The following is a 15634-nucleotide window of genomic DNA, read 5'->3' as shown; positions in this document are numbered from 1 at the left end:
AAATGCCCTACTCAAAAATCTACATAGACGGCCGCCTACTTGGCTATGGCGATAAGCTTTTTGAGGAGCCGGTTAAGCGGGTTGTCATTAAAAAGCCTCGGGTTTTTAATCTACTAGATCCAATCTCTGACAAAGAAAAGGGGGTTGGCTGGAGTAAAAGTAGCGCAGCTAACAAGGGAGGGCTCTTACGCGATCAAATTGATCGGACAGTTAAAAGAGATCCTGAAGTCATGCTCAAGGTTACCTCCAAAAAAGAGGCTGGCAAGGGCATGAAGCAAATAGGCAATCATCTGGACTACATTAGCCGTAACGGTAAAGTAGAGCTTGAGACAGACCAGGGCGAAATAATCGGCACCAAACCCGGGATTAAGGCTCTCCAGGAGGAGTGGAAGCAAGGCATTACCGGAAAACCCTTACCCGAGAAAAGCGAACATCGTCTCGCCATAAATTTCATGCTATCCATGCCAAAGGGTACGCCACCGGATGCAGTTTTGACTGCAGGTAGGGCGTTTCTAGCGGAGACCTTTGGTGGCAAGCATGCTTATGTATTCGCGCTTCATACGGACACGGATAAGCCGCATATACATGCATGTATCCAGGTTGCACCATTGGGAGGGGGAAAACGGTTAAACCCACGCAAAGCTGACCTTTCCAGGTGGCGAGAGCAGTTTGCGCAGCAACTGCGTCATATCGGCATAGCAGCCAACGCTACACCAAGGCGAACAAGAGGGGTATCTAAGTTTCCGCTATCCCAAGTTGCTCTGCAGAAGAAAATTCGCCTGGCTGTAAAGGCGAGTGAAATAACCAAACCGTCACGTAGCGATGATCTTTCTTTGGTATTTAAGAAGTTGCCGATTGCCAGTTCATTAACTGGAGCCAAAAAACCATTTCAGTTTGCGGGGGCAATTATTGCCTGGTCGGGGATTGCAAAATTACTGGCTGGCTCTTCTTTGATTGAAGATCGAGCTTTAAGCATTGCAGCCAGTCAGTTTTCTGTTGATAGCTACAAAAAGTTCGAAATGCCAAAAGAGTTGCCTGAGAAAAAAAATAACGGAATCTCGCCAATTAAAATTCCTAAATAAGTTGCTGAAGATATTTATCTTCAAACTTCATATCTGTTCGACATTGCTATATCAGTTTCCAATGTTTAGCATATTGCGGTCCTTCTGACTGGGGCGTAGCTGAGGGGGGAATTATTTGAACAGGCAAGGGCATTGGAGAATCAATGCCAACAACGATTGCCTCGCCTTTACCTAGCGTTGGTAAAAATGCCGCGGCTGATGCATCCATATTCCCACAAGCCTTTTCGACCACTTGCCTATCCCTTTCGTTGATTAGTCGATGGACAATAAACATGCCCATCTGACTGAGTACGTCCTCTGGAATGTCTCTCGGTCTTTGAGTGGCCAGCAATGTGGTTAGCCCGTATTTGCGACCCTCCTTCGCAATGAGTCCGAATGACTCTAGAGAAACCCGACTGTACTCATCTCCCAGAGACTTATCTAAAAATTGATGGGCTTCGTCAAGCACGACGACGGTAGGTTTGGCCCTAAAAGTACCTGTTCGCGCCAATCTCAATAGATGCCTACCAATTGCGTTTGTTACTAATTCACGAGTGTTGTGTTCAAACGGTAGATCTGCCATCGAAATTCTGAGAACCTGCTTATCTGATTCTAAAAAGGAATTGATCACTTCAGGTAGTGATGTCAAGTCTTCAGGATTGAATATGCATTTCAAATGCGCAGATTGAAGTGCCACGTTTATTTTGGCTAGTAGTGTGGAGCAATACCCTAGGATTTGCTCGTCACTTCCATTCCACTTATCCCCCCAACTTTTTACGCACTCGTGTTCAATTTGCCTCGCTAGATGTTTAATCTTAAAAGGTGCTCCCTCCGCCTCAATTCGGTCGGCAAACTCTATGAATTTATCTTCGATTGGTTTTTTAGATTTATTCGCTTTGATTAAGCATCCATCGGTTCCAAGGGTGCCATCAATCTCTAGAAGTTTAAGACTACGTAAAGCCTCTCTTAGCTTGGGCGCTTGTGATGCCATCGTCGGGTTAAACATCACAAAAAAATCCGCTTCATTTAGATGGTTGAATGGATAGCCGACAAACTCCCGCGTCTCGCCCTTTGCATTTTCTGGTTGTCCTCCTAGATGAACGTGCCTGACGCCATCATTCAATGCTTCGAATTCGCCCGTTGCATCAAACAGAATGGCTTTTCCTTTCAATCGAACTATCTCTTCGACAAGGCGCGCTACAGTCCAACTCTTGCCGCCGCCTGTTGCCCCCAAAACTGCACAGTGGCGCCCAAAAAGTGCCTCAGGAGTCAGCGACACCATTGTGTTCAATGAGTGGGGCAAGAAAGCTAGGCGGATGCTTCGGTCGGCTTCGTATCCTTGCTCGACAGCATGCTTAATAAGCAAAGGGTGGGCCGAAAATACGTGCTGAGCAATGCGAGGATGCGCAGGTATTCCACGAACAGTTTTTCCAGAGGCCAATTCGATGGATGTGAGCAACTGAATCAACCCTATCGGATTGGCATCACTGCCATTGTCAGCGGTGGGCTCTACTGTCAATCTGTCTCGTTCAGGAAGTTTGACTTCCGTGATCCGTCCGACAATCGCGTGTTCTTCACTCTCAATCAGGACGAACTCGCCTACTTGCCCTGCAGGCATGCCATAACCTGCATGATGGCCTGACACGGGAGATGCTGCGTGAGGAAGATTTACCCTGACCGTGTTCGGGTCAACCTGACAAACCGTACCGATGTAACGAGCTGGGTCAAATGGTGCTATTGGCAGTCCGCTCACGGCGTGTCTCCCTCGATGACACGCATCCGCAGCATGTGCTTCTCAAGATCGGTTTCGGCAGCCATATCAGGTACTTCTCTGGCTACATCCTCAAATGTCCCATTGAGAAATGTCAACCTAGCATCGCCTTGATCCATCAGGCTCATGATTTTGTAAAGGTACGCATTTGTCCTGGCTGTGCCTAAATTGCCAGTTTGTTCATCATCTTCATTCAAGTCATTTTTATCACCACCGTCCGCTACGTGTTTGTGAGCATCAACACTTTTGACCAAGGCAGGATCAACAATTACAACCTTGAGTCCAAGGTTTGAACGTATTGCAGACAGGATGGGTTCAGCGATATGATTATCATTGAATCCAAAGCCAACAATCAATAAACCCGTATTCGGCTCTCTCAATGCGGACTGCAAGGCAGCGATCATTTCAAGATACGGCTGTGAAAAGGCTTGTTCATACTTGCTGCTTCGCGGATAAATAAGAAGGGGTTTGTCGGTGTCGTGCTTCTTTTCAATATCACCCGCACAGCGTTCCCAATCTATTGACCCGTGCAGCTTGTAAAGGTGAAAAACATTGGGTATGAATGCCGATGCATCACCTTCCGAACCTCGCCGAACTATGTCGTACGTGAAATAGACAGGATCAAACGTTGGCGGGAGTGTGGGTGAAAAACCATCAATCACAACAAAGCGCCCAGCTTTTGCTGCGTGCTCAAAACAGAGGTCGTAATTGGTGGTGAAAATCTTTGCTCGACTTTTCCCGGAGGAGCGACGGGCAATCCGTTGAAGGAATGCGCCATGTACAGGCAACGAGTCCGCACTTTTTAAGAAGTTGACGGCTGTACGAATTTCTGTTTCCGCCAGTTGGATAAAAGCCTGAAGCCGCTTTAGTTCTCCATCGCGCAGAAAGTTTTCGGCGATTTTGCAAGCTGACAGCAATTCCTCGATGTTTTCGTTACCTGTGGTGTGACGAACGCTTTCAAGAAGCTCTTTCCACTGGCTTTCATCGCCTGATTCATAGGCTGCCTTCACTCGCCCCCAGAGGTCGGGCATTGTTGGAGCCTTTCTTTTTGGAGGAGCGGAATCATCTATCAGGCAAAGTGAGGTTCCAAGACCTGAGAGCACAATCAAATTTTGGCACCGCACAATTTCAGCCAGTGAGCGGTGAATCTGCTCCTTCGCCTCGTCTCGGTCCGACTTCTTTTCACCTGATGCCGTTGAACTAATCGATGATGGCATCAGCCATGATTTATTTGTGTATGCAGACCTGATTTTCATTTAACCCCCATTTATAGCTACAACAATAAACCCATTACTTTCGCCTGGCCCAGCAAACACTTAATCGTTTCTACAGACTACCGTGCAGAGCTTATTCCCGGATTGAGCATTCTTTACTTCCCTGTAGTTTACTAATGTATTTCTTATGTAACACTCATACCGGCGATAAGCCTATCCTGCACTAGATTCAGAGTTCCTACGTAGGAACTTTTCAGTCATTCCACCACCGATTTTGCTAGATGGGTCGAAGGTTTGGGTTTTGGCTGAATTTGCAGATTCCCCTAGTCAATCAAACGCCCATTGCACCCCAAAGATGCCCTCCCGTGCCTCGATCTTGATTAAGCGCATCACCCACCTCATTTTGATTTCCTTCTTGATCTTCGATTGATTTTGATAAGGCTCAGAGTTCCTACGTAGGAACTTTTTTACAGTTACTCATGAGTAACTTCCTTCTGAATTCACCACCCCAACACGGGATGGTGAACCTGCAAAATGAGCTTTGTACCTAATCCCTAGTAGTCCTCCCCCACAAGTGTCTTGATATAGCGAGTAGCTTTCACAGGATTTTCCATAACCGCTATAAATTCACGCTCCAGCATATTGCCCTCTCTTAGGCACTCCAATATCTCAAAGAAAGCATCCATACCCATGCGATAGATAAATTCATAGGCAAGCGCAAAATCAATGTCGCTGGCTTGCTGATACCCAAAATATGAAAGATCAGCAAGTTCGCTCTCAATATGCAGATAAATTTCCTCATCTTCTAGCTCTAGCGTTTCTTCTTCGATTAAGGATTGATTACCCCATGAACTAAGTCCGTAGCGAGATTTGGCTATTGGCAATACAGTCACTTCCTGCCCCCAGTTTGCCTTTTTCGATTTTTTCGATACTTGATATGGTGCTGACCATGCGTAAGTATTGGATAACCACAAACCACCCCATTGCACCCCTACATTTTGGTTAATAACTTGGTATCTGCCCGTGTTATCCATCAGCACAAACTTATTCCCTGACCCGATATGCTCAGCCACAATTTCAGCGAATGGTTCTGTGAAGGCAAAATCAGGATTCTTAGCCAACATCGGTACAAGATAATTTTTGATGTAGTGCCATGTATCGGACTTGGTTTCATCTGAAGCATTACCAGTTGATAAAATTCCGTTGTGCATGAGCCATAAATCAATGCCATGCTCTTGTTGATTTAATACTTCATAGGGATGGCAATTTTCAAGATTGATATCGCCATGCGTTTTCATGCGAAGGTGAAAGGCGCAAAACTTGCCTGTGATTTCTTTGTTATAGAAGCTCTCAAAATCCTTGGCAGTTTTAGGCAATATTTTCTTGACAATCAGCTTGCCACCATCGGCATACATCACGCCGACACCATCTTGATTATGAGAATAAAAATCTGCTAACCATTCTTTGCCTAACTTTGGCGCATCTTGATGTTGAATAACGAGTAAGCACATGATTACGCTACCTCCTTCAAGCTATCAGGACTGATTAAACTAAATGCGCCCAGAGTTAAGCCATCGGCTCGCATAATCCCTTTTTGATCTAAATACTCTCTTAGGTATTTGGTATCTTTTAGGTTCTCTGCTTGGCATAGGTATTCCAAGAATTGCTCGGTGGTTAGCTTTGCTTTAGATGATTTTTTGCAGAAAAAATAGGTGGCGTAAGCAAATTGCAAGCAAGCCATAATCGTTTCAAAACGTAATGTGCCTTTGAATAAGCGAAATTCAATCGTGGCTGGATTCTGAAAGTTCACCGCCTCATAGCGATCTTGATTAAGGTTTGATAGTTGATGCTCTTTATTATTTTTAAAGTGCTTAACGGCAAACTTCTTCCACTCTTGGTTATTCTTCTTGTCCTTAAAGGCGCACCATCTACTTTCATCCCGTCTAGCAATAGCTTTGATTAATAGGCGATTGGCAGGGTCGTTAATGAACTCGATAATTTTTGTGCCATGTAAGACGCTCATATCCGCTTTGGAGATATGAACATGAAGCCCACAAGTTTTAGTGTCGTGGCTTCGTGCGCCTACAAAACGCTCTTTAAAGAAAGATAATTGCTTTTCGTGGACATCTAGTCCAGTCCACCCAGTAACCATTTCAAAACCATGATTTAGTGAGCCGTCATTCTCACAAAGGGCATAGAGGTATTTTTGCTCGTTACTGGTTTTGTGTAGAGAAAGGTTATCGAGTAAATACTCGGCACGTTCTTCTCTATCACCATCCCGAATTTCAATTTCCAATTCCATGCCAAGATAAACGGCTGGCTTTCTACTATCAAAACTCGATGGAATTTTGTTTAATCTTCTTTTGCTAGAGTGATAACAGCCAATCGCCCCATCACTAGAATCATCATCGTAGTCATCGCTATATTCATCTGATACATAACGATCTTCACGATCTGACCAGTAATAGTGCTCATCTAGACAATGCTGGCAATACGAACCATCACCATCAACTGACGAGCAATCTTCGTCATAGACCAACTTTCGGCAATGGTCGCACCAGCATACATTTACACCAAAGGCATTTTCAAACAAACGATAGGCTTCTGAAATATGGACTGCACTTTCATTGATTAGCTCCATTGCCTCATCAGAGGCACTATTGCGAATTGCCTTAGCAATCGCCTTGCCTAGTTGAAAATTCTTACTCTTGTTGCTAATAAAATTTGTAAGCCCACCACCATTGCGGTGATAAAGCGTATTGCCCGTTATGTTTGATTTAATGCAAAACCGAACATACTCATTGGTTGCACCATTACTTCTGTGTTCAATTAAATTCATTTGCTTGTCCTTTTTAAATAATCAAAAGAACCGCAAAAAACACCCTGTATTTCCTAAAACTTTTTTCCTTTCTTTTCATCTTTCAAGGGTTTGGGTGTTCCTCACGGTTGGACGAGCTGCAGGGCGATGGGGGCTACGGGTCAAGAGAACCGTGGAATAAATGTCAGGGGCACACACCAAGAAATTTCTTGTGTGTCCCTGGCGTTTTATGCCGCGAAAGTCTCTTGAAGAGCAGGGCGTTTGTGCTAAGCATGAGCACAAAGAGCCCTAAACGACCCGTAGAACACAGAGAACCAAGATCGGTACAACTGTGAGGTTGAAAGTTATTGTCAGGCGCAGCAATGAACGCGTTCATTGCAAGCTTGGCAAATCAATATCGTGTGCTCGAACGAGCACACACTTATAGGCCGTAAAAAGAAAGTTTGAAAAGCAACTTTTGCTAGCTAAGCGCGGCAAAATTCATTTGTAAATTTGATTTGTATTTCTGTGGTGCCATGACCCAGTTAAATTAACTTTTAAGTCAATAGTCGAAAAGTATCAGTGTGAAAGTATATTGGGTACTCCGATTTTTATTTTTAAGTTTTGCATTCCATAAATAAGCGGTGCATTTTGTCGGCATTAGCGTGCAGTCGAGTCTAAAATCTTTTGCTGGAAAATCTACGGCAAATGGTAGCTAATGCGGAGTGAGCAACTAATAGAGCAATTCTTAAATTCTGGCTGGCTTAATAATTATTGGTCCAGCAACACCATCAAAACCTACCGGAAGGAGCTTCTAACCTTTAGCAAGTGGCTTAAAGCATATGAAGGGAAGGGCCTCTTAGGCGCAACATCTGAAGATATTTTAGGCTTTCTAGAAATCACGGCCACCAATCGAGTGCGTACACATAATTTACGCATCTCAATTTTGCGACGCCTCTATCGATACCTGGATCGTGAGTGCAAACTAGAATTAAACCCATGCTTAGGGCTCAGACCCATTAAGTCCCAGCAATCCCTTCCAAATATTCTTTCGGAGCTAGAGGTAACCAGGCTCATTGAATCGCCGGACACAACGACACCAATTGGCCTAAGGGATAGGGCCATGCTCGAGCTACTCTACGCGACTGGGATGCGGGTAAGTGAGCTGGTTATGCTGGAAATTACAAGCCTATATCTGCCTGATCAGTACATTATCGTTCGCGCCAATACGAGTAAATCCAAGTCGGATCGCATTGTTCCTTTCGGGGCAATTGCAGCACACTGGCTATCTCGGTACCTAGAGGAAATACGATCGAGACTCTACAGAATGAGGGTTGCGGCTGGCTCCAGAGCAAATTTCGTATTCCTTGGCAAGGGCAAAGGAGGGCGATTTCATACTCGAACTTGCCGCTTAATTGTGAAGCGGCATGCGCTGCGTGCCGGTATTACCAAAAAAGTCTGCCCGCATACCCTGAGGCATTCGTTTGCTACCCATCTACTCAATGGCGGCGCAAATCTAATTGTGATCCAAAAGTTACTTGGCCATGCGAGCGTTCAAACCACTCAAATCTACACCCATACCTCAATCGCGAGGCTAAAACGAGTTCACAAACAGCATCACCCTAGAGGGGGGAGCTTTCACAATATATCCCTCGAAAAAGGTAGGCACTATCAATTGCACCGCTTTAATTATCCTAATGTCCGTTAAATTTGCCTTATGATCAGATATGATAAATAATTACATAACTGGTATATAATTGGTCATGGCCAAGAGTAAGCGAGAGAAAGTTGAATCCCTAATTGAGAGGGAGACTTTCTACCTTAAAGCAAGTCAAGGCGGGGGGATCCTTAGCTTTGAAGTGTGGGGTTATTTTGAGGATGGGCATACCGTTGTCACTAGATACAACCTGGCATATATCAATAGATTGATTTGTCAAAAGGACAATGGCAGGGTACTTGGATTTGATAATGCGCATAATTACCATCACAGGCATTTCATGGGCAAGGTGACGCCGGTAGAATTTGTGAGTTACGAGCACACGCTGGAGCAGTTTGAGCAAGAGTGGCAAGGCATTATTCAAAAGATCAAAAAGGAGAAGAGATGACAAAAATGGTTATTCGTGCCGATAAAGTTGAGAGCTTTTTTTCTCGAGCACGCAAAGCTGCGCAAAAGGCAGATTGCTCACAGTCATTTAAGAAGGTAGCAACCCTCTCGTTTGAAGATCCTCAAGAGATGTTTATGGTTCTTTCTGAGGCGCGCAGGCGTCTAATGCTGGAGGTAATGGAGGAGCCAAAATCCATCACCCAATTGACGACAAAATTGCATCGTGAGCGCTCTGCCATTACTAGGGATATTAGCCTTTTGGAAAAGGTTGGGTTGCTGATTTCACAAAAACGAACTAACCCTGGGCATGGCATTGAAAAGGTGGTTAAAGCTGTTTCACCAAAGATTGAAATGTTTGCCACCCTAGGGTAGGGACTACTAACCTATGCAAGACCCAGCCTTGTTTGCCCTGGGAATTGGGGTTTGTTGCTCCTGGGTCTGCGCACAATAAGATCCACATCAACCCCCAAACAATTGATGCATTCAATCATTTTTCCTATGCTGAGGGTACCTAGTTGGGCATTTGGCTCTCTTGCGTATTTAAGCAATACGGACAATTTGGATGGGCTTATAGACATGAGTGCAGCAGCCTCTACCTGATTTAATTCCCGCCACTCAATCAGCGAGGCTATGGTATTTGCCAAATCTTCACGTAGAGCATTAGCATTGTTATAGGTCTGAAATGGACCAGAAACCTTGGTTTGCGTTGCCTTCATATGAGCCTTATAAAATTACCTAATTAGGTAATTTTCTACTAAAAATTGACATTCATCTACTCTACCTTATGTGAATTACTAATGAATTGCAGTCAAATCGTTATTGTCATAACCTAGCATTAAACCCTTGCATTTGCGTGAGTTCTTTGTTAATCTGTCGTTAATTTAATTCTTACGGAGGATGGTTCTAGTTCTTTCTTGTCTTTTTTAAATTAATTCAAGATGCGTATAATCATTATTATGTCAAACAAGAAATTAGACTAAACCCAAGCCCTAATCTTTAAGAGTCCATGTCCTTATTTGAGCGTATAGCCAACCTTCCCGGTCTTCACAATCTCCCCAGCTTTAGCACGCTGTTCTCTGAGATTAATACGGATATGGGCAATAGTGAGATCTGGTTCGTGTTGCTACTGGCATGCTTCATGCTGACACTTCATGGTGTAGCTGTCTTGATGATTGCTGGCACCTTCCATTGGTTGGATAGCAGGCTTGAAAACAAGCGGGTTTACGGCGCTAATTTTCTCTCGTATTTCATTGCGATTTTGTTGATTATTGCTAGCCACTTGCTTGAAATCGTAGCTTGGTCTTATATTTGCGTGGCTTTACAGGTATTCCCAACCAATCCACAAACCTTCTATTTTGCTGGTGAAATGTATACGACTGTTGGTTATGGTGACTACACCTTATCTGAGCAATGGAGAATTCTCCCGATCATCATCTCGTTCTCGGGGATCTTTGCCGTCTCCATGTCCGGCGCTGCAATGTACTCAATGATGGGTGCGTTGCTGGGCAGATCAAACAAAAACCCCAAATCAGGATCTGGATTCTAGGATCAACCATTATTCGGAGTCCTCTAATCGATGAGTTTCGCCTTATCGATGGGCGCCTTCTGCTTAAAAATAAGCTCCAGAACACGTCCATTAGCCTCTAGGGAACGCATTCTGCCAGGAAGCCAGTCAAGATCTCTAGCCAGCCAAATATCGACCTGACGCTTGTATGGATCATTTTCACGCTGCATTAAGGCGTAATGGCGATTCACCGACTTTCCTAGGCTTGGGATGTCGTCCGACTCCACCTCACCATAGCTCTTAAATTGCCACATCTCTAAGGTGTTGTAGTCAACCACGGGAAGCGCTTTAACGCTACCCGCTTCATCAATCTTATCGCTGCCATTTAAAAGAGAGGCAAATTGGAACATGAGGCTAAACCGATCCTGAGTGCCTGGCAGTAAATCGGGGGAAAATTCCGGTTTCTCGGAGAAATACATCTTCCCTGCTCCACCTTGATCTCGATCGAACCGAGAATAGCGCGGGGGCTTTGTTCCACGTTGTGTCCAGTAAATCGAAGGCGCTATTCCATAAGCATCTACAGATCCTCGGGATTCAAATACAAATGGTCCAACGACTGCATAAGGAATGTTGATATAGAGGCGGCAATTGTTGCCCTCTGTTATCCAGTCCAGTTGAGCTGTTTGATATAACTGACCATCAACATAGGCGTCAAAATAATACGTTCCTGATTCGGGCAGGCGAAATGCTTGCCCCGTTTGATTTCCCAAGGCGCCCTGCTTTCCATTGCTTGCCTCTGGCAAGTCTGCCGATACGGCGGTGGTTTTCTTGGGTGGAGATTTTTTCTTTGGCGCTGTCGCAAGTTGAATCTTTTGAGGGGGTTCAACGCGAAGATCAGTTTTGATAATGAGATCTTCGGAGATAGGCGGTGCACTAGCAAATGAAATAAAGGGAATACCAAAAAATAGGATGAGATGGCCAACGATGGATATAAAGATTGCAGCAAGCAGAATCCACAGAGATTTTCTGCGAATACTGTGAATTAGATTGCTAAATGAATCAATCAAGAAATCAATGCTCGATAAAATCAATCACTGCCGATAAGTGCTTGGCATAGTCAGCAATTCCATGATCGCTGCCCTCTAACACCAGTTGCTTTGCTCCAGGATAAAAAGCAATCATCTCTTTCCAATCCAGAAGCTCATCGCCCTTAGCAGCAATTAAAAAATAACGCTTAGGATCTGAAATTGTATTTACTTGCAAGGCTCGCAATTCGTCAATGTACTCGGCCTTGAAATCAAAAGGTTCTTCGCTATCGTAGGCGGTCATCATGCCAACATGTGGCTCTAATTCTCTGGCGGCATACACCGCAGGATTAAGGGCAACACCTTTGCATTGATATTTTTCTGCTAGGTAGTTTGTGTAGAAGCCCCCCAGAGAAGATCCGATGATCACTATGCGATCCGCTTTAGATTGATCGATGTGCTTAATCACCATCTCCATACTCTCTTTTGGTGATGCTAGCAATTGCGGGCAATACCATTCGTATGTATGGTTGCTTGTCGAGAGCGCACTCACCGCTTCACCCGTCATCACCGCCTTAGTTGAATTTGGAGATGAACGAAAGCCATGTAGATAAACGAGTAGGGTTGTTTTCATCAGAGACTCTTAAACCTTCTGGCCTATTTCAAAGTTTGCCATCTTCTCAAGCGCCTTCACCATGGCAGAGTGATCCCAGGCTTTACCGCCATGAGCGCTACAAGAGTTTAATAATTCTTGGGCTGTAGCGGTATTAGGCAATGAGACGCCTAAGGCTTTAGCGCTACTGAGTGCGAGATTGAGATCCTTTTGGTGCAACTCAATCCTAAAGCCAGGGTCAAAGGTTCTTTTGATCATGCGCTCACCATGCACTTCTAAAATCTTGGAGCTAGCAAAACCACCCATCAATGCCTCGCGCACTTTGGCGGGATCTGCTCCGGCTTTAGATGCGAATAAGAGCGCTTCAGCAACAGCTTCAATGTTCAAAGCCACGATGATTTGATTGGCCACTTTTGTAATTTGACCTGTTCCATTGCCACCGACCAAGGTAATGTTTTTGCCCATCAATTCAAAGATGGGCTTAACCTGAGCAAAGGTCTCTTCACTACCACCTACCATGATGGTGAGTGTTGCGCCCTTGGCTCCAAGTTGACCACCAGAGACTGGAGCGTCCAAATACCCGCATCCGAGTGCATTGATTTTTTGAGCAAATGCTTTGGTCTCAATTGGGGAGATTGAGCTCATGTCAACTACGATCTTGCCTTTGCTTAAGCCAGAGGCAATGCCATTCTCGCCAAAGAGTACTTTTTCAACATCAGGGGTGTCTGGCACCATCGTGAAAATAATATCCGCCTTATTTGCAACTTCTGCAGGGCTAGCGCAGACGATTGCTGCGCTATTGGCAAGCTCTTCCGGCACTTTGCTACGAGTGCTGATGAAGACTTCATGTCCAGCAGCTACTAAATGGCCTGCCATTGGGGCGCCCATTATTCCTAAACCAACAAAACCCAGTTTTAATTTACCCATGACTGCATTCTCCAAATTTTAATTTTCTATATTTTTATATGTGGGGCCGGATTTGAGAGCTCACTCTTGCTCGTATTGCCCCATCCACCCAAGACCAGCTTCGGTGGTTTTGAGGGGTTTGTATTCGCAGCCGATATAGCCGGAGTAGCCCATGCGATCTAATAGATCAAAGAGGTAGCTATAGTTGATCTCACCAGTACCGGGCTCATTACGTCCAGGGTTGTCAGCCAATTGAATATGGGCAATGCGACTTAAATACTTTTGAATCGTATTACCTAGCTCACCCTCCATGCGTTGCGCATGGTAGATGTCGTATTGCAAAAATGCATTATCGGCGCCGACTGCATCCAAAATGGCAATTCCCTGCTCTGTTTTTGAAAGGTAGAAACCTGGGATATCAAAGGTGTTGATCGGCTCGATGAGGAGTTTTAGGCTGGCTTTTTTAAGTTCACTCGCTGCGTATTGAAGATTACTAACAAAGGTATCGTGCAGAACTTTTGGATCAAGCCCAGCTGGCGCCTTACCAGCAAGACAATTTAACTGTGGAACGCCTAGGACGCTTGCATATTCAATGGCTTTAGCAACTCCATCGCGAAATTCGGTGACACGATCTGGCAAGCAGGCTATTCCACGCTCACCAGCATCCCAGTTTCCAGCAGGAAGGTTGTGCAAAACCAGTTTTAAGGCGTTGTTATCTAGGGCGGATTTAATCTCTTTTACATCAAAGGCATAGGGAAATAGAAATTCGACTGCTTTAAACCCGGCGGTCTTGGCTAGCGCAAAGCGTTCCAAGAATAGTGCTTCGGTAAATAACATCGTGAGGTTGGCTGCAAAACGGGGCATCTCATTCCTTTGGGTCGTGGAGCTGCGAAAGAACTGATGTTATCAAAGAAGCCCATAAATTACCTTGAGCCCAATGGGAGGGCTGTTAAAGACAAATTGGGGCTAAAAATACGCTAATATCTAGGAAGAAATACTCAAAAAATAAGGAAAGTTATGAAAATGAAATTTGCCCCAATTACCCTCGTAGCAGCAGCTTTGTTGGCAGGTCCAGCATTAGTGATGGCTCAAGCCCCTACTGCTGCAAATGCTGTCGTGGTTGATGCAGCAGTTACAGACAATATTTTCCAGTTGTACGAAGGTACAGTAACCAAGATTGATAAGAAAACTCGTACGATTTTCTTCAAAAATAAAGAAGGTGAATCGAAGTTCATTGCTGGTCCAGAGATCAAAAGCTTTGATCAAATCAAAAAAGGTGATCGTCTCAGCGTTACATACGAACTAGCAGTTGCTATTGAGTTAATCAAAACTAAGAGTGACGGCATTCGTAGCAAGGTGGAAACCTCATCTGAGGTTGCTTCCAAGCCTGGTGAAAAACCAGCCCGCACTATCACTAATACAACTACGATCATTGCTGACATTATTGATGTGGATCGCGCTAAAAAATTAGTGTCAGTTAAAGGTCCAAGTGGCAAGGTGACTGTAGTGACAGTCAAGAACCCACAGTTGTTGGCTGATGTGAACGTTGGAGAACAAGTGAAGGTGATTTACTTTGATGCAATGGCTGCATCGATTACATCTCCAAAAAAGAAGTAAGAAATAAAAGCAATACGCTGTAATAGCAAGGATTTAATCTGAACATTCGTATCTATTGGGTCCCTGCCCTTCTTACCCTCCTCTCGGCTTGTGCTAACACCACTCGCCCAGGGGTTGTCGGTGTTAGTCGATCTCAATTTATGATGGCCTCTTCTGCGGAAGTGGATCGCCTCTCTGCTGTAAGTTATAACGAGCAGAATCAAAAGGCAAAAGAAAAAAATCTATTGGTCACATCGGGTCCAAGCTATGATCGCTTAAAGATCATAGCCAATAGACTTATTCCGCAGACTCAAGCATTTCGTGATGACACCAAGCAATGGGATTGGCGCCTGACCCTCATTGATGCTCCGGTCTTAAATGCAAGCTGCGCTCCTGGCGGTAAGATTACTTTCTACACTGGGATTATTGAGCAACTGAATTTAAATGACGATGAAATCGCTGCCATCATGGGTCATGAGATTGCACATGCACTCCGAGAGCATGGTAGAGAGCGTGTATCACAAGCCATGGCGCAGAACTTGGCAGTGAATGTTGCAATGGCCGCAGCTGGCGGTTATGGTTCAGCAGTGAGCGCCGCTAATCAAGTTGCCCACTATGTATTTGTACTGCCAAACTCAAGAGAGAATGAATCAGAGGCTGATGCGATTGGTCTAGAGCTTGCAGCAAGAGCTGGATATAACCCAAACGGCGCAATCACCGTGTGGCAAAAAATGATCAAGGCTACAAAAGATAAGAGCTCCCCAGAGTTTTTATCTACCCATCCTTCTGGTGAAACTAGGATTGAGCAATTAACCGCGCTTATGCCAGCCGTAGAGCCACTATATAAAGTGGCACCCAAACCACTACCCCCTAAGAAGCTTTAAGGAATCTGTTGAAATAAAAAAAGCCCCTTGTTTGAACTGACCCACAAAAGTTGGACACCAAATCCAACTCAAAGGGGTCAGCTTCATGAGCAAATACAGTACGCAGTTCAAGCTAAAAGTAGTTACTGAGTATTTAAAGTCTGGGGGCTACCTCAGGGT

General features: G+C 44.7%; 16 protein-coding genes. 7 read left to right on the top strand and 9 right to left on the bottom strand.

Annotation, left to right across the window (positions count from 1 at the left end; translation table 11 throughout):
* Positions 1-2: 2 nt before the first annotated feature.
* Positions 3-1082: a relaxase/mobilization nuclease domain-containing protein gene (locus ICN12_RS07810; protein ID WP_216271948.1), complete on the top strand. Its 1080-nt coding sequence runs from the start codon at positions 3-5 to the stop codon at positions 1080-1082.
* A gap of 46 nt (positions 1083-1128) precedes the next feature.
* Here ICN12_RS07810 and ICN12_RS07805 read toward each other — a convergent pair whose 3' ends face one another.
* From ICN12_RS07805 to ICN12_RS07790, 4 genes are all read right to left on the bottom strand, one after another.
* Positions 1129-2814 (bottom strand): ATP-binding protein, encoded by a 1686-nt coding sequence (locus ICN12_RS07805; RefSeq protein WP_216271947.1) that lies wholly within the window; start codon positions 2812-2814, stop codon positions 1129-1131.
* A complete protein-coding gene (locus ICN12_RS07800; protein ID WP_216271946.1) occupies positions 2811-4088 on the bottom strand; it encodes an SIR2 family protein in 1278 nt (425 codons plus the stop codon). Before ICN12_RS07800 ends, ICN12_RS07805 begins: the two co-directional genes overlap by 4 nt.
* A gap of 512 nt (positions 4089-4600) precedes the next feature.
* A complete protein-coding gene (locus ICN12_RS07795; protein WP_216271945.1) occupies positions 4601-5557 on the bottom strand; it encodes a class II glutamine amidotransferase domain-containing protein in 957 nt (318 codons plus the stop codon).
* Positions 5558-5559: 2 nt separating this feature from the next.
* Entirely contained in the window at positions 5560-6885 is a 1326-nt protein-coding gene (locus ICN12_RS07790) for an amidoligase family protein (RefSeq protein ID WP_216271944.1), read from the bottom strand.
* Between the two features lie 676 nt (positions 6886-7561).
* Here ICN12_RS07790 and ICN12_RS07785 point away from each other — a divergent pair.
* From ICN12_RS07785 to ICN12_RS07775, 3 genes are read left to right on the top strand one after another with little or no spacing between them, the layout of a single operon-like run.
* Positions 7562-8551: a tyrosine recombinase gene (locus ICN12_RS07785; RefSeq protein ID WP_216271943.1), complete on the top strand. Its 990-nt coding sequence runs from the start codon at positions 7562-7564 to the stop codon at positions 8549-8551.
* A 55-nt stretch (positions 8552-8606) separates the two neighbouring features.
* Entirely contained in the window at positions 8607-8948 is a 342-nt protein-coding gene (locus ICN12_RS07780) for a toxin-antitoxin system TumE family protein (protein ID WP_216271942.1), read from the top strand.
* Positions 8945-9319: an HVO_A0114 family putative DNA-binding protein gene (locus tag ICN12_RS07775; RefSeq protein ID WP_216271941.1), complete on the top strand. Its 375-nt coding sequence runs from the start codon at positions 8945-8947 to the stop codon at positions 9317-9319. Before ICN12_RS07780 ends, ICN12_RS07775 begins: the two co-directional genes overlap by 4 nt.
* Positions 9320-9330: 11 nt before the next feature.
* Here the strand turns inward: ICN12_RS07775 and ICN12_RS07770 are convergent, their stop codons facing one another.
* Positions 9331-9663 (bottom strand): XRE family transcriptional regulator, encoded by a 333-nt coding sequence (locus ICN12_RS07770; RefSeq protein ID WP_216271940.1) that lies wholly within the window; start codon positions 9661-9663, stop codon positions 9331-9333.
* A 290-nt stretch (positions 9664-9953) separates the two neighbouring features.
* Between ICN12_RS07770 and ICN12_RS07765 the strand changes: the two genes are divergently transcribed.
* Positions 9954-10493, top strand: a complete 540-nt coding sequence (locus ICN12_RS07765) for an ion channel (protein WP_216271939.1) — start codon at positions 9954-9956, stop codon at positions 10491-10493.
* A 23-nt stretch (positions 10494-10516) separates the two neighbouring features.
* On the opposite strand, the gene ICN12_RS07760 is transcribed toward ICN12_RS07765, so the two are convergent.
* The 4 genes from ICN12_RS07760 to hyi are packed head-to-tail and all read right to left on the bottom strand — an operon-like array spanning position 10517 to position 13859.
* Positions 10517-11518 carry a DUF3108 domain-containing protein gene (locus ICN12_RS07760; protein ID WP_216862166.1) on the bottom strand — a complete coding sequence of 334 codons (1002 nt, stop codon included), beginning with the start codon at positions 11516-11518 and terminating at the stop codon, positions 10517-10519.
* A gap of 4 nt (positions 11519-11522) precedes the next feature.
* Complete coding sequence (locus tag ICN12_RS07755) at positions 11523-12110, bottom strand: YqiA/YcfP family alpha/beta fold hydrolase (RefSeq protein WP_216271938.1); 588 nt, start codon at positions 12108-12110, stop codon at positions 11523-11525.
* A gap of 9 nt (positions 12111-12119) precedes the next feature.
* Positions 12120-13016: a 2-hydroxy-3-oxopropionate reductase gene (gene glxR / locus ICN12_RS07750; RefSeq protein WP_216271937.1), complete on the bottom strand. Its 897-nt coding sequence runs from the start codon at positions 13014-13016 to the stop codon at positions 12120-12122.
* Between the two features lie 60 nt (positions 13017-13076).
* Positions 13077-13859: a hydroxypyruvate isomerase gene (gene hyi / locus ICN12_RS07745; RefSeq protein WP_216271936.1), complete on the bottom strand. Its 783-nt coding sequence runs from the start codon at positions 13857-13859 to the stop codon at positions 13077-13079.
* 159 nt (positions 13860-14018) lie between these two features.
* Between hyi and ICN12_RS07740 the strand changes: the two genes are divergently transcribed.
* Positions 14019-14612: a hypothetical protein gene (locus ICN12_RS07740; protein WP_255537756.1), complete on the top strand. Its 594-nt coding sequence runs from the start codon at positions 14019-14021 to the stop codon at positions 14610-14612.
* A 140-nt stretch (positions 14613-14752) separates the two neighbouring features.
* The gene (locus ICN12_RS07735; RefSeq protein ID WP_216271934.1) at positions 14753-15475 is read left to right on the top strand and encodes a M48 family metallopeptidase; all 723 of its coding nucleotides are present in this window, start codon (positions 14753-14755) and stop codon (positions 15473-15475) included.
* Positions 15476-15634 lie beyond the last annotated feature (159 nt).

This window comes from Polynucleobacter sp. AM-25C3 (assembly GCF_018882335.1).
Lineage (GTDB): Bacteria > Pseudomonadota > Gammaproteobacteria > Burkholderiales > Burkholderiaceae > Polynucleobacter.
Note: the sequence above shows the minus strand (reverse complement) of the source record. Positions and strands in the feature narration are given on the sequence as shown.